This is a genomic window from Microbacterium umsixpiens (assembly GCF_053543675.1).
In genome coordinates this window covers 3,031-22,677 of record NZ_JBLVOH010000023.1, presented here as the reverse complement: position 1 = coordinate 22,677, position 19,647 = coordinate 3,031, and the positions used below count along the sequence as shown (strand labels likewise).

19 protein-coding genes are annotated in these 19,647 nt (G+C 68.6%); 8 read left to right on the top strand and 11 right to left on the bottom strand.

Translation table 11 applies throughout. From position 1 onward, the window contains the following. The 4 genes from ACNPM4_RS02180 to ACNPM4_RS02165 form a co-directional block, all read left to right on the top strand. A partial coding sequence (locus ACNPM4_RS02180; RefSeq protein ID WP_448984537.1) for a Na+/H+ antiporter subunit E occupies positions 1 to 279 on the top strand: 279 nt, incomplete at its 5' end. Then, positions 276 to 545, top strand: coding sequence for an MrpF/PhaF family protein (locus tag ACNPM4_RS02175; RefSeq protein WP_029264126.1), 270 nt, complete (start codon positions 276 to 278; stop codon positions 543 to 545). The genes ACNPM4_RS02180 and ACNPM4_RS02175, both read left to right, overlap by 4 nt. Beyond that, positions 542 to 931, top strand: coding sequence for a monovalent cation/H(+) antiporter subunit G (mnhG, locus tag ACNPM4_RS02170; protein ID WP_029264125.1), 390 nt, complete (start codon positions 542 to 544; stop codon positions 929 to 931). Before ACNPM4_RS02175 ends, mnhG begins: the two co-directional genes overlap by 4 nt. Positions 932 to 1,204: 273 nt before the next feature. Further along, on the top strand, positions 1,205 to 2,080 hold the full coding sequence (locus ACNPM4_RS02165) for a hypothetical protein (protein WP_448984536.1): 876 nt from the start codon (positions 1,205 to 1,207) through the stop codon (positions 2,078 to 2,080). A 111-nt stretch (positions 2,081 to 2,191) separates the two neighbouring features. Here the strand turns inward: ACNPM4_RS02165 and ACNPM4_RS02160 are convergent, their stop codons facing one another. Together ACNPM4_RS02160 and ACNPM4_RS02155 are read right to left on the bottom strand one after the other, a co-directional pair. Then, positions 2,192 to 2,953: an alpha/beta fold hydrolase gene (locus tag ACNPM4_RS02160; protein ID WP_448984535.1), complete on the bottom strand. Its 762-nt coding sequence runs from the start codon at positions 2,951 to 2,953 to the stop codon at positions 2,192 to 2,194. A 57-nt stretch (positions 2,954 to 3,010) separates the two neighbouring features. Continuing rightward, positions 3,011 to 5,677 (bottom strand): penicillin acylase family protein, encoded by a 2,667-nt coding sequence (locus ACNPM4_RS02155; protein ID WP_448984534.1) that lies wholly within the window; start codon positions 5,675 to 5,677, stop codon positions 3,011 to 3,013. 288 nt (positions 5,678 to 5,965) lie between these two features. Between ACNPM4_RS02155 and ACNPM4_RS02150 the strand changes: the two genes are divergently transcribed. Continuing rightward, the gene (locus ACNPM4_RS02150; protein WP_448984533.1) at positions 5,966 to 6,634 is read left to right on the top strand and encodes a GntR family transcriptional regulator; all 669 of its coding nucleotides are present in this window, start codon (positions 5,966 to 5,968) and stop codon (positions 6,632 to 6,634) included. Positions 6,635 to 6,689: 55 nt separating this feature from the next. Here ACNPM4_RS02150 and argG read toward each other — a convergent pair whose 3' ends face one another. The 4 genes from argG to ACNPM4_RS02130 are packed head-to-tail and all read right to left on the bottom strand — an operon-like array spanning position 6,690 to position 10,123. Beyond that, positions 6,690 to 8,135 (bottom strand): argininosuccinate synthase, encoded by a 1,446-nt coding sequence (argG, locus tag ACNPM4_RS02145; RefSeq protein ID WP_091028311.1) that lies wholly within the window; start codon positions 8,133 to 8,135, stop codon positions 6,690 to 6,692. Positions 8,136 to 8,178: 43 nt separating this feature from the next. Continuing rightward, positions 8,179 to 8,595, bottom strand: a complete 417-nt coding sequence (locus tag ACNPM4_RS02140; RefSeq protein WP_448984532.1) for a type II toxin-antitoxin system VapC family toxin — start codon at positions 8,593 to 8,595, stop codon at positions 8,179 to 8,181. Then, positions 8,579 to 8,812, bottom strand: coding sequence for an AbrB/MazE/SpoVT family DNA-binding domain-containing protein (locus ACNPM4_RS02135; protein WP_237682326.1), 234 nt, complete (start codon positions 8,810 to 8,812; stop codon positions 8,579 to 8,581). The genes ACNPM4_RS02140 and ACNPM4_RS02135 overlap by 17 nt, the downstream gene beginning before the upstream one ends. A 45-nt stretch (positions 8,813 to 8,857) precedes the next feature. Further along, entirely contained in the window at positions 8,858 to 10,123 is a 1,266-nt protein-coding gene (locus tag ACNPM4_RS02130; protein ID WP_448984531.1) for an MFS transporter, read from the bottom strand. A 117-nt stretch (positions 10,124 to 10,240) separates the two neighbouring features. On the opposite strand from ACNPM4_RS02130, the gene ACNPM4_RS02125 reads away from it, so the two are divergent. Then, positions 10,241 to 10,945 carry a ZIP family metal transporter gene (locus ACNPM4_RS02125; protein ID WP_448984530.1) on the top strand — a complete coding sequence of 235 codons (705 nt, stop codon included), beginning with the start codon at positions 10,241 to 10,243 and terminating at the stop codon, positions 10,943 to 10,945. A gap of 34 nt (positions 10,946 to 10,979) precedes the next feature. Here the strand turns inward: ACNPM4_RS02125 and ACNPM4_RS02120 are convergent, their stop codons facing one another. Then, complete coding sequence (locus ACNPM4_RS02120) at positions 10,980 to 11,387, bottom strand: pyridoxamine 5'-phosphate oxidase family protein (RefSeq protein ID WP_448984529.1); 408 nt, start codon at positions 11,385 to 11,387, stop codon at positions 10,980 to 10,982. A 201-nt stretch (positions 11,388 to 11,588) separates the two neighbouring features. Here ACNPM4_RS02120 and ACNPM4_RS02115 point away from each other — a divergent pair, with 201 nt between their 5' ends. Together ACNPM4_RS02115 and ACNPM4_RS02110 are read left to right on the top strand one after the other, a co-directional pair. Beyond that, positions 11,589 to 12,560, top strand: coding sequence for an alpha/beta hydrolase (locus ACNPM4_RS02115; RefSeq protein ID WP_448984528.1), 972 nt, complete (start codon positions 11,589 to 11,591; stop codon positions 12,558 to 12,560). Positions 12,561 to 12,629: 69 nt separating this feature from the next. Continuing rightward, positions 12,630 to 13,625, top strand: a complete 996-nt coding sequence (locus tag ACNPM4_RS02110) for a hypothetical protein (RefSeq protein WP_448984527.1) — start codon at positions 12,630 to 12,632, stop codon at positions 13,623 to 13,625. Positions 13,626 to 13,634: 9 nt separating this feature from the next. On the opposite strand, the gene cls is transcribed toward ACNPM4_RS02110, so the two are convergent. The 4 genes from cls to ACNPM4_RS02090 all read right to left on the bottom strand — a co-directional run. Continuing rightward, the gene (gene cls / locus ACNPM4_RS02105; protein ID WP_448984526.1) at positions 13,635 to 15,095 is read right to left on the bottom strand and encodes a cardiolipin synthase; all 1,461 of its coding nucleotides are present in this window, start codon (positions 15,093 to 15,095) and stop codon (positions 13,635 to 13,637) included. Positions 15,096 to 15,206: 111 nt separating this feature from the next. After that, a complete protein-coding gene (locus tag ACNPM4_RS02100) occupies positions 15,207 to 16,310 on the bottom strand; it encodes a hypothetical protein (protein ID WP_448984525.1) in 1,104 nt (367 codons plus the stop codon). Then, positions 16,307 to 17,095, bottom strand: a complete 789-nt coding sequence (locus ACNPM4_RS02095) for a hypothetical protein (protein ID WP_448984524.1) — start codon at positions 17,093 to 17,095, stop codon at positions 16,307 to 16,309. Before ACNPM4_RS02095 ends, ACNPM4_RS02100 begins: the two co-directional genes overlap by 4 nt. A gap of 310 nt (positions 17,096 to 17,405) precedes the next feature. Then, the coding region (locus ACNPM4_RS02090; protein ID WP_448984523.1) for an RICIN domain-containing protein at positions 17,406 to 19,647 on the bottom strand (2,242 nt) is incomplete at its 5' end.

The window sequence follows — 19,647 nt, the reverse complement described above, 5'->3', positions numbered from 1 at the left end:
CCGCTGCGTTACGCCGACGATCTGGTCATGACCCACGTCGCCGTCGTGTCGTCGCTGGTCCCCGGCTCCCTGGTGGTCGAGACCGACCGCGACCGACGCATCCTCTACCTGCATGTGATCGGGGTCAGGAACCGCGCCGACGTCGAGAAGCAGCGTGCCGGAGTGCTCCGCTGGGAGCGACGGGTCGTCCGGGCGCTGGGCGACCCCGCGCAGTACCGCGCACTCAAGGCCGACCAGCGCGCCGGCCTGACCGGATCGACGAAGGGCGGTGCCCGATGAACATCCTGCTGCTGCTGATCATGGTGGTCTTCGGCATCGCCGCCGTCCTCACCCTCGTCCGCATCGTCCGAGGACCGTCGATCCTCGACCGTGCCGTCGCCTCCGACGTGCTCCTCACCGAGGTCATGTGCGTGCTCGGGGCGGAGATGGCCATCAACGGTCACACCCGCAACATCCCCGTGCTCCTCATCATCGCCGCGATCGGGGTGTTCGGCTCGATCTCCGTCGCCCGGTTCGTCGCGAGAAGGGACAACACGACCTCATGAACATCCTCGGTCTCGTGATCCCCGACCCCGTCATCGACGTGGCCGTGCTGGTGCTGATCCTGCTCGGGGCGCTGCTCTGCCTGTCGGCGGCGGTCGGGCTGCTGCGCTTCCGCGACGTGCCGTCCCGGCTGCACGCGGCGACCAAGCCCCAGGTGCTCGGGCTGCTGCTGATCTGCATCGCGATCGCCCTGTCGCAGCGGTCGGTCGGCGGCATCCTGCTGGGATTCGTGCTCGTCGCGCCCGTCGTGCTCATGCAGTTCGCGACGGCGCCGCTGTCTGCGCACATGGTCGGACGACAGGCCTACCGCAACGGCACCATCGAACAGCGCGGCCTCGTCGTGGACGAGCTCGCCGAGTCGAAGCAGACCCCGCCCGCCGCCGGCTGAGCTACCCGCCGGGGTGTGCTCTGTCGGCTGAGCTCGTCCGGCTGACCGCGCTGCCGCCGTGAACGGTCGGTGCACAACTCCTCAAGAATCCGCGCGACTCTGCCACCGAAGCGGATTATCCCGGCGTGAAGCCAGATTTCCGAGGAGTTGCGCACACCGCATGGCTGCCAACGGGGTCGACACTGCTCCTACCCAAGGCGAGATTCGGGACGAACCTTCCCTTTCGTGAGCCTCGCCCCTCAGCTATGCCCTCCAGGACCCAGACTCGCTCGAATGAGGCCATGGACCGTAAACGAACGCGCAGCCGCGCTGTACAGCAGCATCGTTCTCGACCGAGCGGAACTTCTCGCCCGACGAATGACCGGACGAGCTATCACGCGAGCCATCGACTCCGGCCACCTCCGACGGCTGCGCCGCGACCGTTACGCAATCGAACCCGTCGATCCTGATATCGCGGAAGCGGTCCGCATCGGCGGGCGCCTGTCGTGCATCTCGCTTCTGAGCCAGATCGGTGTATTCGTGCATGTCGTCGACGCACTGCATGTGCACGTCGTTCCAGGGTCGTCTCGAATTCGTCCTCCTCGATCGAGGCGAACCATCCTGCACTGGCAGTCGTGGTCGGGGCAACCGAGCCCTCTCCATGTCGCTCCCCTCGCGGACGCCGTCGCGCAGGCCATCCGGTGCCAGGCTCCGCGGGCATCTGTCGCCACCGTCGACAGCGTGCTGCACCACGGATTGATGACTCGGGAGGAAGTGATCCTCATGTTCTCTCAACTGCCTGTCCGGTTCCGTCCGTTGCTCGCGCTGATCGATGCCTCGGCGGGGTCGGGGCCCGAGACTTTCATGAGGCTCATTCTGCGAGCGCTCGGGGTCGCGTTTGAGACCCAGGTGCTGATCGAGGGTGTCGGCCGGGTGGACTTCCTGGTCGAGGGGTGGCTCATCATCGAGTGCGACAGCAAGGAGTTCCACGAGGGTTGGGCCAAACAGGTCGATGATCGGCGGCGGGATATGGCAGCTGCGATGCAGGGGTATGTGACGATCCGGCCCCTTGCGGTCGACATTCTGCGGAACGATCCGACCGTCCGACAGGCAGTCGCCGAGGTCGTCCGGGTAATCGGACCGCGCTTTCGGCCCACGACTCGTTCATAACTCCTCAAGGATTGGCTGTAAGGGAGCCCAGATGCCGGCGAAAGCGAGGTCGGTGCGCTTTCTTTAGGAGTTGTGAACACCGGTCGCGACGAACCCCCGCGAGACCGACCGTCAGAGGCGTGCGGCGAACTCGTGGATCAGGCGGGCGGCGGGCTCGGAGTCGCTGATGAGCGTGCCGTGTCCGTGGTCGGGGATGACCTCGAGCGCGGCACCGGGGATCGCGTCGAGGATCTCGCGGCACCAGCTCATCGGCGCGAGCGGGTCGTCCTCGCCGCGCAGCACCAGCACCGGGCACTCGATGCGCACGAAGGCGTCCTCGGGCTCGTGCACGACGGTGGCACGGATCTTGCGGATCAGGTGCGGGCCGCCGCGGAGATACTCCCGCGCGCCGCGCCAGATCACCAACGGCCGCTCGCCGACGAGATCGGTCAGGAGGTAGCGGGCCTGTGCCGCGATGTTGCGCGCGGCCTTGTTCACCGTGGGGCCTGCCAACACCACGCCTTCCACCAGCGACGGATGCCGCGCGGCGAGCTCGGCCGCGATCTGGCTGCCCATCGAGTGGCCGATCACGACGACCGGGCCCGACTCCACCTGCTGCAGGTAGGCGGCGACCAGGTCGGCGTGGCGTTCCATGGTGAGGGTGCGCGTCGGCTCTGGCGCCTCGCCGAATCCCGGCAGGTCCAGGGCGATCACCCGACCCTCGAGCCGCTGCACGACGTCGAGGTAGACGCTCCGACCCATCCCGATGCCGTGCAGCAGGAGATACGTGTGCGGGCCTTCGCCGAACGTCTCGGCGATGAGCGTGGCGCCGCCGTGCTCGAACTCGAGGAGCGTGACGGTCGTACCCTTCGGGGCGAGGTAACTGGATGGCACCTCCCCACGGTAGCGGAGCAACCTGCACCGTCCCTTCAGGTCGGCGCAGCTCGCGGATCAGCCGGTCGGCGACAGGATCAGCGTGTCCACCTCCGACGCATCCACCGCCTTCGCGGTGTACGCCCACGGCTTCTGGAGGCCGACGGCCCAATCGGCGGTCTGGTCGGTGTAGTGCTCGTGGAAGGCATGACCCGAAGCGCCGGTGAGGTGGTTCCAGGTCGAGGCGTCGAAGTCGGACAGGTCGATCACCATGCGCATCGACGGCACCGTGGTGGTGGCGTACGAGACGCCGAGTTCCCACCCGGTCGCGTTGACCACCGATGCTCCGCCGCTCACCGGGTACGGCCCGCGGTTGAAGAGGGCCTCGACGGGCGCGATCCCCGAGGTGCCGAGGGTGTCGCTGGTGAGGGTGATCGCGTGCAGGTCGCCCCAGTTCCAGCGCGTGGGAACGTCTCCCTGCAGGGTGACGAGCTCGTCATAGGCCTCTTCGGCGGACAACGCCAGCATTGCCTCCATCCCGTCGACGTCGATCTGCGGATTGCTCCAGAGCGGATCGGTCGGGTCGTCGAGCATGTCGGCGACGACCGTGAACAGGCGACCCTGTCCGTCGATCGGCAGGGGCTGCTCGCGCTCGCCGAAGATGTTCTGCACGAGGTTCGACCAGAGCACGTTCGCGTAGGCCGCGGCGGGCGAGGAGGCCGCGTTCTGCCCGTCCCACGGGAGCAGGAGGTCAACGGCTGCCTGGACGTCCGCGCGACTCACGTCGACGTCGGCCATGGCGGTCGCCAACTGCGTGCCGATCCACATCTCATCGTCCATCTGGATGTCGCGCATGTCCTGGGCGGTCAGCGGAGCGGCGGCCGCGCGTCGTTCGACCAGGTGGGCGATGCGCGCCGCGCGATACCCATAGTCCCAGTCGCGGGAGAGGAAGAAGGCGTAGTCGTCGGTGACGATCGCGTTGTTCGCGGTGACGATGTACCCCGAACTCGGATTGTACGAGACGGGCAGTTCGTCGAACGGGATGTAGCCCGTCCAGTCGTAGCTGCTGTCCCAGCCCGGCTGCGGCATCCATCCGTCGCCGGCACCGCGGATCGGGAGGCGCCCCGGGGTCTGGTAGCCGATGTTGCCCTCGGTGTCGGCGTAGATGAGGTTCTGTGCCGGCACGTCGAAGAGGGAGGCGGCGTAGCGGAAGTCGTCGAAGTCCTGCGCGGTGGAGAGGGCGAAGATTGCGGTCGCGGTCGTGCCGGGGTCGAGCGCCGTCCAGCGCAGGCTGACGGCGTACTCGGCGTCGTCCTGACCGACGGGCGGAGCGGCGGGCGCCTCGGTTCCTTCCCCGAGCGCCGGCTCCGGGTCATCGGCGATCGCGGTGAAGTCGTCGGTGAGGCCCGAGATGATGGGCCCGTGCACGGTGGAGCGGATCGTCAGCTCGATATCCTCGCCACCGGCGACCTTGATGGTCTCGGTGCTCTGCTCGAGCGGGACCAGTGCTCCGTCGCGCCAGTACTCGTCGCCGACCACCCGCTCCACGTAGAGGTCGGTGACATCGGTGGTGAGGTTCGTGAAACCCCAGGCAACGTGCTGGTTATGGCCGATCACGATGCCGGGAAGCCCGGAGAACGAGAAGCCTCCGACGTCGAACGGGCAGGCGTCGTTCACGGTCGAGCACTTCAGCTGCACCTGGTACCAGACCGATGGCAGCGACGCGCCGAGGTGCGGGTCGTTCGCGAGCAGCGGCATCCCGGTCTCGGTGAGATCCCCCGAGACGACCCAGGAGTTCGATCCGATGCCCTCGCCGACATCTCCGACGAGCTCGCCCGCAGCCTCGATCACACTCGAGGTCTCCTGCCACTCGATCGTGGTGGTCGCCTGCTGGATCTCGCCGTCTGCTTCGGACGGGGTGTACGCAGCCGGTTCGGCGCCGGTCTCGAGTGCGGGCACCGTCGAGATCTTCGGGACGATCACCGGATTCTCGTCGAACGGGTAGTCGGGGTAGAGCTTCGCGAGCATCTCGCCGGTGTCGACCGTCTCGCCCGCGTCGGGATCCGTACCGGCAGCCAGCTCGGCGGCCAGGAGCGAGCGCTCGGTCTCATCCTCGATGTTGCCGCGCAGATCCCAGGCCATGGCCTTGAGCCAGGCGACCGAATCCGCGGGCTCCCACGGCTCGGGAGCATAGTCCGGGTTCTGGATGCCGAGAACGGCATATTCGAGCGAGAGCTCGGCGCCGGACCGTGTCGCGAGGTAGGCGTTGACCCCGTCGGCATAGGCCTCGTAGTAGCCGCGCGTGGTGTCATCCATCGCCTCGACCTCGGCTTCGGCGACGGTTCGCCAGCCGAGTGTGCGCAGAAAGGCGTCGGTCGCCGCCTGGGACTCTCCGAACATCTCGGCGACGCGCCCTGCCGTTACGTGGCGGCGGAAGTCCATCTCGAAGAAACGGTCCTGCGCGTGCACGAACCCTTCGGCATAGAACAGATCGTCGGTCGAGTCGGCCGTGATCGTCGGGATGCCGCGGTCATCGCGCTGCACCGTGACCTCAGCCTTCAGACCGTCGAGCTCGACCGTTCCCGAGGTCTGCGGGAAGGAGCGCTGGATCGTCCAGGTCACGAAGAAGGCGGCGGCTACGGCGATCACGGCGATCCCGGCCACAACGAGGAAGGAGATCCGTCCGATCCGGGCTCCCAGTGAAGGGCGCGTGGATACGGCGGACTCCTGCGAATCGGTCATCATCGTCGAGAACTCTTTCGGGTAGACAGGTGGAACTCAGTCCCACCGAGCCCCAGTGCGCGTTTCAGGGTCGCGCCTTCGCATCATATCCGCCCGAGCACTCGTGGATCATCCATTCAGAAGAATGTGTTATGTTACCCGTTGCGCTCCGCGCAGAACGGGGACGATGCGGAGGCTCGGTGCGATTGCGTCCGGGCCGCCATGTCGGCCGCAACGAGTGGTGGGGGAACCACTGTGGTCGAAGGAGGGTGTGATTTGGTGGGCATGGATGGTGCGCTGGAACGGCGTTCGGTGAGTGACGACGTCTATCACCGGCTGCGGGACGCGATCGTCGACGGTGAGCTTCGGCCGGGCGAGCGGATCCGCGACTACGAGCTGGCGACGGATCTCGGGACGTCGAAGACGCCGGTGCGGCACGCGCTGGCGCGACTTGCCGAGGGGGGACTCGTCGAGATGCAGCGTAACCGCTACACGCGTGTGGCACCCCTCGATCTGGACCGCATCCGAGACGCGATCGCGCTCTTCGGTGACATCTGGATCGGTTCGGTACGCCACGCGATGCCGCTGATCCAGGCCGACGACGTCGCCTATCTCGTCGATCTCACCGAGGACATGTCCGCTGCGGTCGTGGACCACGATGTCGTCGAGTTCGGTAAAGCGTTGCGCGCCATCGTGACCGGGTTCGCGCGCATCGAGGGCAACACCACGCGGGTGACCGTCATCGAGTTCCTCGGCCCGCAGATCCGTCGCTTCACGCAGCACGCGCGCGGGGTGTTCGACTGGGTGGCGGTCGAGCGATCCACCGTCGCCATCCGTGAGGCCATCCGGCAGCGCGACGCGGCCGGAACCCGTGCTGCCATCGTGACGCTCTTCGACGAGGTGCTGCCGGGCATCATCGACCGCGCCGAGGAGCTCGACGCCGCTGACGAACGGCGCAGCGCCGGCGACTCACCCGCCTAGCGGGTGCACCCGTCCGACGTCGGCAGCACCGGCTCCCCGCGTCTGCGGTACGGCGTCAGTCGGTGCCGGAGTCGAACGCCGCGCCCTCGGACGCCGTGTCGACGGCATCCGCCAGGTTCTCGTCGGCTTCGGAGATCGACCCGTGGACCGACTCGGTGATCTCGGCGGACTCTCCGGCGGTCACCCGGCCGACCAGCTCGCCGGTCGCGCCACCCACGAGGCCCAGGCCTGCGTACTGCTCGAGGCGGGCACGCGAGTCGGCGATGTCGAGGTTGCGCATCGTGAGCTGGCCGATACGGTCGACCGGGCCGAAGGCGGCGTCGCCGACGCGCTCCATCGACAGCTTCTCGGGACCGTAGGACAGGTTCGGCGAGACGGTGTCGAGGATGGTCCAGTCGTCGCCGCGGCGCAGACGGATCGTCACGGTGCCCGAGATCGTCAGGCCGACCCAGCGCTGGATCGACTCGCGCAGCATGAGCGACTGCGGCTCGAGCCAGCGGCCCTCGTACATGAGGCGACCGAGGCGGCGACCCTGCTCGTGGTAGGTGGCGAGGGTGTCCTCGTTCAGGATGCCGTTGACGAGACGCTCGTAGGCGATGAAGAGCAGCGACATGGCCGGGGCCTCGTAGATGCCGCGCGACTTCGCCTCGATGATGCGGTTCTCGATCTGGTCGCTCATGCCGAGGCCGTGGCGACCACCGATCGTGTTCGCCTCCATGACGAGGGCGACCGGGTCGGAGTACTCGACGCCGTTGATGGCGACGGGACGGCCGGCCTCGAACGTGACGGTGACGTCTTCGGTCTCGATCGCGACCGACGGGTCCCAGAACTTCACGCCCATGATCGGGTCGACGGTCTCGAGCGAGACGTCGAGGTGCTCGAGGGTCTTCGCCTCGTGCGTCGCGCCCCAGATGTTCGCGTCGGTCGAGTAGGCCTTCTCGGCGGAGTCACGGTAGGGGAAGTCGCGGGCGACGAGCCAGTCGCTCATCTCCTTGCGACCGCCGAGCTCGGTGACGAAGTCGGCGTCGAGCCACGGCTTGTAGATACGCAGGCGCGGGTTGGCGAGCAGGCCGTAGCGGTAGAACCGCTCGATGTCGTTGCCCTTGTAGGTGGAGCCGTCACCCCAGATGTCGACGCCGTCCTCCTTCATGGCGCGCACCAGCAGCGTGCCCGTGACCGCGCGGCCGAGGGGCGTGGTGTTGAAGTACGTCTTGCCGCCGGAGCGGATGTGGAAGGCGCCGCAGGAGAGGGCGACGAGGCCCTCTTCGACCAGGGCCGTCTTGCAGTCGATCAGGCGCGAGGCCTCGGCGCCGTACTCCAACGCACGGCCCGGGATCGACGCGATGTCGTCTTCGTCGTACTGGCCGAGGTCGCCGGTGTAGGTGAAGGGCACGGCACCCTTCTCGCGCATCCACGCGACGGCGACGGAGGTGTCGAGTCCTCCGGAGAAGGCGATGCCGACGCGCTCGCCGACGGGCAGGGACTGGAGGACCTTGGACATGCTTTCCAGTCTATCCGCGTGCGGCGTGTCGCCCCGTGCCGCGTCAGATCACGCGCACATCGACGCCGAGCGCCGCGTACGTTCCTATCGCGCGGCGATCGCATGTGACGAGCGTCATCCCGGCGGCTCTGGCGCACAACGCGACCAGGCCGTCGTAGACCGCTCCACCGGCGATTCCAGCATCGGCGAGGACGTCGACGGCGGTGCGCGCGTCCTCTTCCGAGAGTGAGATCGACCGGGGGAACGCAGTCCGGATCGCGCGAGCCGCGGCGGGAGGAGTCAGACGATTCGGGCCGGGGAGGCGCGTGAGAACGGAGTAGGTCTCAATCGAAGCGTGGCCTGCGAGTCCGAGGACTGCGCCGGCGCAGGCGTTCTGGACAGCGAGGTGCGCGGTGTTGTCTTCGACGAGGAGAGCGACCGCCGCGCTCGTGTCGAGAAGGAGGTCAGCGCTGGTCGGCAAGGCGCAGCTCGCGGATGTCTTCGGGCGTGAGAGTGGTGCCAGACGACGCGATGACGAGGCGCCCGTCCTTCTCGATCAGGTTGTCCGGCGCCTCGATCTCGATTCGGATGCCGTTGCCGTCGAGGATCAGGTCGACCGGGCCCGGGATCAGCCCCACGCGCTCACGGAGCGGCGCAGGGATTACGATTCGTCCTGCCTTGTCCATGGTTGCTTTCATGCCATCAGGATACCATCGCCAAGTCATGAGCATCCGGGCCGCCGCCTACTCCGACCGAGCGACATCCTCATGGCGTGCCGTGCGCAGCGGGGAGAACAGGACGATCAGCGCGGCGACCGTGAACACCACCACGGCCATCGCGATCGTCACGCGGTAGCCGAACGCGGTGGCGAGGCCGCCCGCGAGCAGTGCGCCGACGAGGAAGGTGACGCGGTTGACAGTGCGGATCGACGCGTTCAACCGCCCTTGCATGTGGTCGGGGGCTGCGGCCTGGCGATAGCCCATCTCATTGGGATCCTCCAGACCCATACCCAACCCGAACAGGAGCTGCCCGATTCCGAGGGTGATGGCGACGATCGCGAGAGAGGTGATGTCCGAGAGTGGGAGGACGACGATCGCGGTCCAGGCGAACGCCGACAGGATGCGTCCGGTGAGCACGGCGCCGCCCACGCCGAATCGTCTCCCCGCCACCGGGGCGAGGAGAGCGCCGGCGAATCCGCCGACGCCGCCCATCGCGAGGACGATGCCGAACATCAGCGGACTCAGTCCGAGTTCCCTCAGCGCATAGGGGGCGAATGCGGTCAGCGCGATGCTGTTGCCGAGGAACCAGACGTTGATCGAGGCGGCCATCGGGGCGAGCGTGCGGTGGGAGTACGTCCAGCGCAGGCCCTCCATGATGTCGTGTCCGAGGTGGCGGCCATCGGTCCGGCGCTGCGCCTTCGCCTCCTCGACACGGATCCGACTCAACAGCACCGCGCTCACGACGTACGCGACCGCATCGATGAGGATGGCGAACGGAGCGCCGAGCCAGCCGACGAGGGCGCCACCGACCGCGGGGCCCGTGGTCTGGGCGACCGTGCCGGCCTGGCCGAGGCGCGCATTCGCGGCCACGAGCTGATGCCGGGGCACGAGGCGGGGGAGCATCGGCTGCGCGGCCGAGTCCGCGATGAGGGTCAGCGCGCCGTAGAGCAGGAACAGGGCGCCGAACGACCAGACGGTCAGAGTCCCCGTGAGCCACAGCACGGGCACGAGCGCGAGCGTCAGCGCACGGCCGATGCTCGCGAAGACCATCGCCGGCTTGCGCCGCCATCGGTCCATCAGTGCGCCGACCACCAGGCCGAAGAGCAGGTAAGGCAGGACGTTGGCCGCGTTGAGCAGGCCGATCTCGAACGGGGTGGCGTCCAGCGTCGTCACGATCAGGACCTGGAACGCGATCGCGGTCACCGCCCCGGTGAACGCGCCGAGGGTGGAAGACGACCAGTAGAGGGCGAAGGCGGGGACGCGCAGCACCTCTTTGGGTCTGTCGCTCATTCCGCCTCGCTCCGTCGCCGCCCGCTGCTGTCATCCTATTCACCGCCTTCTCCCCTGGTGGGTCGAGCCAGGGAGACGCAGCAGGAGGTGGGAGAGTAGACGCCACGGAGGTGCGACATGGGCGGAGCGGTCCTGTGGGGCGTGATCGCGGCGGCGCCGCTGTTCATCGGCGCGGTGCTGGCACTGCTCCGGAAATGGCCGCCGCGGTGGCTCGGCATCGTCCTCGGATTCGGCGCCGGTGCCCTCATGGCCTCGATCGCCTTCGAGCTCTGGGAAGAGGGGCTCGACCTCGCCGGTCCCGTCCCGCTGGTGGTCGGCGTCGCGGCCGGTGCCATCAGCTATTACATCGCCGACCGCATCCTCGATGCCCGTGCCGCGAAGAGCAAGTCCCAGGCGGGCGGTGGCCAGCTCGCCGTGGGCGCGCTGCTCGACGGCATCCCCGAGCAGCTCGTGCTCGGCATCGGGCTGGCATCAGGGGAGCCGGTGAGCATCGCGCTCGTCGTGGCCATCCTCGTGTCGAACCTGCCCGAGTCGATCGGGTCCGCCGCCGACCTGCTCGAGGGGGGCATGGCGAAGTCGCGTGTGCTGCTGCTGTGGGCAGGGGTGGCCGTGATCTGTGCGGCGGCGACCGTCGCGGGCTTCGCACTGGCGAGCGTGACGGGTGACGCCTTCCGTTCCGCGTCGAGTGGCTTCGCAGCCGGGGCGCTTCTGGTGATGCTCGTCGACTCGATGGTTCCCGAGGCGCAGTCCAAGGCCAAGGAGTCGACGGGTCTCGCGACCGTCCTGGGCTTCGCGCTCGCCGCGGGGCTGGCTTTGGCGTAAGAGCGCGCGCGACGGCAGACCCCGCCGCCGCGCCTCAGATCTTCGGGTGTGCCGGCTCTCGGCGCACGCTGCGACCGGAGATGCTGTCGATGTGCAGGACCAGAGGGAGGCTCCGATCCTCGCCCGCCCAGGGGTGCACGCGAGCGGTGATGTCGGCGGACGCTTCTTCCGCGGCTCGGGAGAGGCTGCCGTGCAGCAGGACGCTCCACGCCGTGCTCCCGATCGGATCGTGATAGTCCACCTCGAACGAGACGTCGACCGGCTCGCGCGTCAGATCGGCCAGCAGGCCGTCGGGCGACGATCGCAGAACCAACTCGTGCCCGGAGACCGCGAAGTTCACCGGGTGGATCTGCACCCGCCCGTCATGGACGAAGCCGATGCGTCCGATCGTGGTGGTGCTCAACAGGTCGTAGGACTGCTGTTCATCGAGTTCTCGGATCATGCGCATTCCTTCCCTCTGGCGCCAGGCTATCCGGGGCGACACGACCCTTCAAGGGAGTCCGCCACCGGCGGAACCGCGCCCCCGCCACCCGGCGGACGGGAGGCGTCGGATCCGCCCCGACCGGCGGGTTACCCTCGGATGCGACGTGCACGAGGCTGGCGGGACGCCGCCGCGATGGCGGCCGAGGACAAAGGAGTTCTGATGACTGACACGACCCTGGCACGCCCGCCCTTCGATCCCGAACTCGAAGCCGCCCTCGCCCTCGTGGGCGACCAGATGCCGTCCACGCTCACGCCGGAGATGATCCCGTTCCTGCGCCAGTCGCCGGTCGGTGGCGAGGACGAGATCTTCTCCGCGCTCGCCGAGCGCGGCTTCACGTACCGCGACGTGTCGATCCCCGGCCACGAGGGGGACGAGATCGTCGTCTCCGTGATCGAGAAGGAAGGCAGGACCGGCACCGGTCCCGGCTTCTTCCACACCCACGGCGGCGGGATGATCATCGGCAACCGCTGGCTCGGTGTCGTCGGCTTCCTGGACTGGGCCGAGCGCTTCAACGGCGTGATCGTCACGGTCGAGTACCGGCTCGCCCCCGAGTTCCCCGATCCGTACCCGGTGGAAGACTGCTACGCCGCGCTGCTGTGGGCGGCCGAGAATGCGGGGGAGCTCGGCATCGACCTGTCGCGGCTGATGATCGGCGGCGGGAGTGCGGGCGGCGGTCTGGCTGCCGGCACCGCTCTGCTGGCCCGTGACCGGCGAGGCCCTGAGCTGATCGGGCAGCTGCTCATCTACCCGATGCTCGATGACCGCGACGAGTCGGTCTCGACCCGTCAGATCGACGGCATCGGCGTCTGGGACCGCGGATCGAACGTCACCGGTTGGACGGCGCTCCTGGGCGACCGCAAGGGCACCGACGACGTCTCGATCTATGCCGCCCCGGCCAGGGCCACCGACCTGAGCGGACTGCCGCCCGCGTTCATCGACTGCGGCAGTGCCGAGGTGTTCCGCGACGAGGATGTCGCCTACGCCACGAAGCTCTGGGAGGCCGGGGTCCAGGCCGAGCTGCACGTGTGGGCCGGCGGCTTCCACGGCTTCGACATGTTCGCCCCCCACACCGCCGTCGCGCAGGCCATGCTCGCCGCGCGGGACAACTGGGTGAACCGCTTGCTCTCCTGAGTCCGATCCCACCCTGCGGGGCCGAACCGACCCCGTAGGGTGGAATCCCCGTGCGCGATGGAGCCCGACATGCAAGATCTGCTGGGGCGGCTCACCGCCCTCGACCCGGATGCCAGCGAGACGCTCAAGGTCGTCACCTACTTCGATGCCCTCGTCGCCCGATCCGTCGGCGTGGAGAGCATGCTGCGCGGTGCCGCGGTGCTCAGCGGCGCGACGGTGGGGCAGCGTGACGGACGGCAGATCGTGCGCGTGCGGGCCGACGGCGTGCGCATCGACCCGATCGAACCGTCGCATGCCTGGCCGGTGCGGGAGAGCGGGCCGGGAGCGGTCGCGTGGATCGAGCGGGAGGGGCCCGCGCACACGAACGACACGATGATCTTGGAGCGGCTGAGTCTCGCCCTCGGCATCATCCGCGCGCGCCGCTCGGTGGGACCGGAGAGCGCGGTCGAACTCGCGATCAGCTCGTACGCGGGAGCCGACGAGCGCGCTGCCGCCCTGCCCCGGCTCCGGCTCGGCGCGCGCACGCTGCGCCTGGTCGCCTCACCGCCTGATCCTGCGCCCCTGCCGCAGCATCCGTCGGCCGTGGTCGCCACCCGGCACGGCCTGACCCGTGCGACGATCCTGGATGCCGAGACGGATGCCGTGAGCGCCTGGCCCGACGGCGAGGGGCTGCGCCTCGGTCTCGGAACCGCGGGGCCGGGGGAGCACCTTCCACGGTCGTGGTCCTCCGCGTTGGTCGCCGTCCGATTGACCAGTCCCGCAGAACCGGTCGTCGATGTCGCCGAACTCGGAGCCCTGCTGCTCGTCGCGGAGGCCGCCGAGCAGGGTCCGCTCCATCCGGATGCCGCCGCGCTCGCCGCCCTCGACGACCGCAGTCGCGAGCTGCTCGACGCCGTCGCCGAGGAGCAGAGCGTGCGCGCCGCAGCCCTCCGCCTGGGCCGACATCACTCCAGCGTGCAGGAGCGGTTGACGGCTCTCGTCGAGGGCCTGGGCTACGACCCGCGTACCTCTCGAGGGCACGCCCGGTATGTGCTCGCCCGGATGCTGCTGACGCTCGGGTCCTGAGCGGGCGACTCAGTTCAGCGCCGACGTCAGCCGGAACACCCCGTCGAGGAAGGTCGACTTCGCGGGCTCGCGCAGCCACTCGTCGAGGGTCAGCTCACGCCCCGCGGTGCGGTACTTCTGCTCGACCTCGCGCATCTGCGCCACGAAGGACTCTCCGCGCACGAGCAGTGACATCTCCGAGTTCAGGCTGAACGAGCGGATGTCCATGTTGCTCGAGCCGATCACGGCGACGTCGTCGTCGATGGAGAAGTGCTTCGCGTGCAGGATGTACGGCGGCGGGTAGAGGAAGATCCGCACGCCCGCGCGCAGCAGTGTCTCGTAGTAGGAGCGCTGCGCGTGATAGACCATCCCCTGGTCGCCGAGCTCGGAGACGAACAGCTGCACATCGAGTCCACGCTGGCAGGCCGTGGTGATCGCGTAGATCATGGCCTCGTCGGGCACGAAGTACGGGCTGGTGAGGATGACCCTCTCGGTGGCGCCGTGGATGAGGGAGAGGAACATCCGCAGATTGTTCTCGGTGCCGTACGCCGGACCGCTCGGGACCATCTGGCAGTGCAGGTCGCCGCCCGCGGGTCGCGGCACGGCGGAAGCCGGAACCCGCTCGACGGTGGACAGATCCTCGCCGGTCTCGATCAGCCAGTCGGAGAGGAAGACGGCGTCGACCTGGGCGACGACCGGACCCTCGACCCGCGCGATCAGCTCCTGCCACATCAGTCCGCGCTTGATGTTCTTCTCCGCGTTGTAGTCGCGCGAGATGAGGTTCTGCGAGCCGACGAACCCGACCCTCCCGTCCACGACGACGAGTTTGCGGTGGTTGCGCAGGTCGGGTCGCTGGTACTGACCCTTGAACGGCCGCACCGGCAGCATCCACGACCAGGACACGCCGATCCGGTCGAGCTCGGCGAATGTCTCCTCGGACTTCGGGATCTTGCGCGAGGCGATGTAGTCGGCCAGCAGACGCACGGAGACGCCGCGGGCGACGGCCTTCTCCATCGCCGTGAAGAATCCGCGGGTCGTGGCGTCCGACGCGGCGATGTAGAACTCGACGTGCACGTACCGCTCGGCCGTGTCGATCGCGGCGGCCATGGCATCGATCGACCCCTGGTAGTCGTCGATCAGCTCGGCCGAAGAATCGCCGACCACCGGCAGTCCCGTGAGGGCGTGATTCTGCTGAGCCACGCGCTGGAGCCAGCGTGGAGCCTGCGGGTCCGGATCCTCCACGGCCGCGGCGGCGATCATCGCGGTGATGCGCTGCTGCTCGTCGCGGCGCTTCTTCGGCAGCCGGAAGTTGCCGATCAGCAGGTAGAGGCCCATGCCGACGAACGGCACGAGGAACACGAGCAGCAGCCAGGCCATCGCGGCCGTGGGCTTGCGGTCGCGGGGAATGTAGATCAGCGCGATCACGTTGATGGCGAGGGCCGCGAGGGCCAGGGTCGTCCAGATCAGGTTCGCGGAGACGAGCGCGTCCATTCGTCCTCCTTCGAGGGGATGCCTGAGTGTGGCACGCGGTGCGACGGGCGCGGTGCGCGGCTCATCCTGCACGGGTGGGGCGTTCGCGGCGTCGGAGTGTGCCGCGCACGGTCACTCGAAGCCGGGATACTCCTGCAGCTTCGTCTCGAACTCGTCGCGGTCGGCCTCGCCGAGCACACCGCTGGCGATCACGACGAGCTGCAGACCTTCGAGTGGTTCCCCGGTGCGGGCCGTCTGGGCTTCGCGCGCGGCGAGGAAGCCGCCGTCCCGGTCGTTCGACAGGTCGTAGATGTTGGCGTAGAAGCGCATCGGATCGGGGTAGTTCTCGGTGTAGTACTCCCACGTGTGCTGCGTGCGGGGATCATCGCTGCCGTAGAGCTTCGCGATCATCGACGGGTCGATGCCCGACCCGGTCGGGTCGTTGAAGGAGTAGAGCTCCCACAGGCCGTGCTGCACGACCTCGTCGTTGATCGCGGCCATCACCGCTTGCTTGCGCGCGTAGCCCTGCACGGGCTGCTCGGTCGCCCATGCCGCGGAGGTGTACTCGACGAGCATCGATTCGCCGCCGTAGCCGTTTCGTTCGGGGCGCAGGTCCTCGTCGCCGACGGCAACCCAGGTGTATCCGAATTCCTGGGTGAGCCGCGTCCGGATGTCGGCGAAGAGCTCTTCGGACTGTGCGCGCACCTCCTCCAGGGACTGCTGCCCGAGCGTCTCCTGCGGATCGGTGCCCTTGATGCCGGGGTACGCCTCGGCGTGCTTCTGATCGGCGGACTTGGCGCCCTGGTAGCTGCCGGCGGCCGAGGTCTGCAGCGCGCTCATGCCGCCGACGGTCGCGACGTTGAACAGGACGGTCACGATCAGCGCGATCGCCCCCAGCTTCCGTGCCCGCGGTGAGAACAGGGCGGCGACGACCGTGCCGACGACCACGAGTTGCGCCGTGAGCATCGTGACTCCGTAGAGCACGTCGGTGCCGCCGGCGACCAGCGTGCCGAGCAGGGTCAGCGCGAACAGGACGGCGACGGTGAGGGCGATCCACCCGAGTGCGTTCGCCGGCTGCTTCGGGTCCGGGGCGATCGGGGTCGGGGCGACGGCGGATTCACGGGCGGGGGCCGAAGCCTGGCGTCGCGCACCGTGATAACCGCCGGGCGGAGGGACGGGAGGAGCCCCTTCGGCGCCGGCGAGGTAGCGCGCTCGTTGCTGCTCGTGATCGCTCACCACGGCTTGTCCGTTCCCGTGCCGCCGGGCTCGTCGCCCTGCTGCTGATCCCGCTCCTGCGTGCCCTGCTCGAGCTTGCCCTCGAGCTCGTCGAGTTTGCCCTCGGAGGGCTGCTCTTCTTCACCGGGCTGCTGCTCGGGTTCCTGCGGCTCCTGCTGTTGCTCCTGCTGCTTCTGCTTGAGCCGATCCTCGGTGCCGTCGAGGGTGTCGGACATGTCGCGCTGCGGGTCGGAGGACTGCTGCTGCGCCTCTTCGCTGTGGCACTCCTCCGGCGTCTCGACCGTGATGGTGAGCGCCTCGCCGTAGAACTCGGCGGCGGCGGCGCCGTCGCCGTCGGCCCGCGCGGCGTCGCCCATCCGCTCGACGACGAGCGCGAGGTTGATCCGCACCCCGCACACCTCCAGTCCGGTGGCGAGGCCGAGTGCCTCTTCGAGCTCCGCCCTGGCCTCGGGCAGCTGCTCGGCCGCGCCGAGGGCGGTGCCGATGTTGAACGGCGCCTTGTACGGTTCGAACCAGTTGAGGAAGTCCTGTCCACGCGCTGAGGCTTCGGATCCCGCGAAGTCGTCGACGACGTAGGCGGTGATCGCCTGATGCGCGAACGCGTACATGCTCAGCAGCTTGCCCACGAAGAGCAGCGCCGCGAGGGTGAGCGGGATGGTTCCGATCGCGACCCACCGGCGGATGCTGCGGCGACGACGGTTCGAGCGGAGCAGCGCGGCCGCTGCCTCGTTCGGGAGGGATGCGCGGTGCGCGCCGGCGACGGGGCGTGTCGAAGCGTGCGTCACGCTCCACCTCCTCGCCGCTCGCGCCCCGCGCTGCGACAGACGAGGGGTCCTCGAATCGGTGCGGGAAGCGCTGAACATCCTATCCAGGGAACAACAGAGCCGACCTCAGGTATCCCCGAGGTCGGCTCTCTGTCCGTGCGCTCTAGCCTGCGGTGGGCAGGGTGAACTGGGAGAACGTCGACGGTGTGGCGGTGCAGTCGTCCTGGATGTAGTTCGCATCGTCTGCGGTGTTGCCGCCGAGCAACGTGAGGCACTGGCCGGAGTGGCTCGCGACGAGCTGGCTGTAACCGTTGCCCAGGTCCTTCAGCCTTCACAGGAGGTGCGCCTGGTCGGAGCAGTCCCACTGCAGCACCTGCGCGTGTCCCGACAGGACCTTGGCGCTCAACGACACGGCGAGGCACGCTCCGGTCGCCACGTTCTTGAGCTGGACCTTGCCGTACGGCTTCGGCACGATGGTCCACTGCTGAGACGCGGCTTTCGTGATCGTCTGCTGGACTGCGGGGGAGGCGGAACCGGAGACTCCGAGGGCCTTGCCGCTGTCCTTCGCGACCAGCGCGACGGTGCCGGCGGGGCGCAGGAGGAACTTGAGGTTGTCCGCGCCGGTGGTCGCCCCGCAGTCGGTCTGGACGTAGTTCGCGCCGTCTGCGGTGCCGCCACTGAGCGTGAGGCACTTGCCGGAGTGGCCGGCGACGAGCTGACCGTAGCCGTTGCCGACGTCCTTGAGGCTCCAGAGGAAGTTGGCGGTGTCGGCACAGGCCCACTGCAGCACCTGCGCGTTTCCCGACAAGGCCTTGCTCAAGGACACCGCGAGGCAGGCCCCGGTGGCCACGTTCTTCAGTTGGACCTTGCCGTCCGGTTTCGGAACGGTGGTCCACTGCTGTGATGCCGCTCCCGTGACGGGCTGCTGCACCGTGGGGGATGCGGTGCCGGAGACTCCGACGGCCTTGCCGCTGAACTTCGAGACCAGCGCGATGGTGCCGGTTGGCGGCGCGACGGTGGCGGCGCCGCTCGTGGCGGTGTTCCCGGAGGCGTCCTTCGCGACGACCGTGTACTGCGGCAGCGGACCGGTCGGGGCCGCCGTGTCGGTGAGCACGACGTCCGGACGCTTCCACCAGGTCGCATCCGCCGTCGTGGTCGCAACGGGCGTCGAGGTGCCCGACCGGTAGAGCTCATAGGTCAGCGTGAGATCGTCACGATCCCAGTTGGAGGGAATGGTGACGGTGACGCGCTTCGCATCGTCGGTGGTTCGTGTTGCGGAGCCGACCCAGTCGTCGCCGGAGAGGCGCGGCTTGTCCTTCGCTCCGCCGGGAGGCGTGGTCGAGAAGCGGACGATGCCCTCGAATTGGCCGTTGTTGACGGAGCGGAATTCGCCGCCGATGGAGATCATGTTCCCGGTTCCGGTGATCGACAGGCCCGCCTGGCCGAGGCCCGAGGTCACACCGACAGCCCAGTCCGGAGTCCAGTTGTAGGCCGAGGGAGCGGGCGTGCCCGCCCAGTCCTTGTACTTGGGAGCCGCAGGCTGGTGTCCGAGTGTTCCGCGCGCGTCGGCCGTGAAGGCTTCGGAGTAGCGGTGTGTGGTCTGCGGCTGCTCCGGGTGCAGGCCGACGGTCCCGCAGGCGTGGGTGTGGCTCGTCGTGTAGACCACCTTGCCCGTGGAGTAGACGCCGTAGTGGTCCCCGAGGCAGTCGGCGACCCAGCGGATCTTGCCGGTCCCGGCCTCGGCGGCGAAAGTGCCTTCCAGGTTGACCGTTTCGCCCACATCGTAGGCCCAGCCGGTGCCGTAGACGCCGGTGGCATCGGTCGTGAGGCCGAAGATACCGGCTTGACCTGCGGACCGCGCGGTCGTCCCGTTCTTGATCGTGGCGGGTACCTGCCACGCAGTGTCCACCGTGCCGGTGGTCTTGTCGACCGCGCCGATGCCACGCAGTGCGCTGTTGCCGCTGATCTGCGAGAAGCGTCCGCCGATGATCGTGTCCGCGCCGGCCGGGTCCATCACCATGGCGTCGACCTGCAGGTCGGTCGTCGGCGCCCAGGGCAGCAGCTTGCCATCGGGCGCGTTGAACGCGGTGAGGTTCTTCCGCGCTGTGCCGTTGGCCTGCGTGAACAGCCCGCCGGCGTAGACGCTGGTGCCCGAGGTGGCCAGGGCGTAGACGCCCGATCCGCCGATCGACGGGATGAAGCCGGGGACGAGCTCGCCGGTCTTCGCGTCGAGCGCGGCGATGTTCCAGCGGTCTTTGCCGTTGACGGAGTTGAAGGAGCCGCCGATGTAGATGCGGCTGCCATCGGGCGATGCGGCGACGGCCTTGATGACGCCGTTGACCTGGGGTGCGAAGGGCAGCAGTGCGCCGGTGTCGATGTCGTACGCGAGCACGTTCGACCGGGCGGTGAGGGCGGTGCCGGGTGCTGCCTTCGGCTCCCGGGCGTTGTCGAACTTGCCGACGGCATAGACCGTCGACCCGATGGTCGTCTGCGCCCAGACGTAGCCGTTGTCGATCTGGACGGTCGGGATCGGATCGGACGTGACGACGTTCTCGTCGCGTTGCAGCAGCGGC

Coding starts and splice junctions, on each gene's coding strand:
- ACNPM4_RS02135 (WP_237682326.1), bottom strand. CDS start 8,812: ATGAAAGCAACCATGGACAAGGCAGGACGAATCGTAATCCCTGCGCCG.
- argG (WP_091028311.1), bottom strand. CDS start 8,135: ATGTCCAAGGTCCTCCAGTCCCTGCCCGTCGGCGAGCGCGTCGGCATC.
- ACNPM4_RS02130 (WP_448984531.1), bottom strand. CDS start 10,123: ATGAGCGACAGACCCAAAGAGGTGCTGCGCGTCCCCGCCTTCGCCCTC.
- ACNPM4_RS02165 (WP_448984536.1), top strand. CDS start 1,205: ATGAGGCCATGGACCGTAAACGAACGCGCAGCCGCGCTGTACAGCAGC.
- ACNPM4_RS02125 (WP_448984530.1), top strand. CDS start 10,241: ATGGGCGGAGCGGTCCTGTGGGGCGTGATCGCGGCGGCGCCGCTGTTC.
- ACNPM4_RS02120 (WP_448984529.1), bottom strand. CDS start 11,387: ATGATCCGAGAACTCGATGAACAGCAGTCCTACGACCTGTTGAGCACC.
- ACNPM4_RS02175 (WP_029264126.1), top strand. CDS start 276: ATGAACATCCTGCTGCTGCTGATCATGGTGGTCTTCGGCATCGCCGCC.
- ACNPM4_RS02110 (WP_448984527.1), top strand. CDS start 12,630: ATGCAAGATCTGCTGGGGCGGCTCACCGCCCTCGACCCGGATGCCAGC.
- cls (WP_448984526.1), bottom strand. CDS start 15,095: ATGGACGCGCTCGTCTCCGCGAACCTGATCTGGACGACCCTGGCCCTC.
- mnhG (WP_029264125.1), top strand. CDS start 542: ATGAACATCCTCGGTCTCGTGATCCCCGACCCCGTCATCGACGTGGCC.
- ACNPM4_RS02155 (WP_448984534.1), bottom strand. CDS start 5,677: ATGATGACCGATTCGCAGGAGTCCGCCGTATCCACGCGCCCTTCACTG.
- ACNPM4_RS02115 (WP_448984528.1), top strand. CDS start 11,589: ATGACTGACACGACCCTGGCACGCCCGCCCTTCGATCCCGAACTCGAA.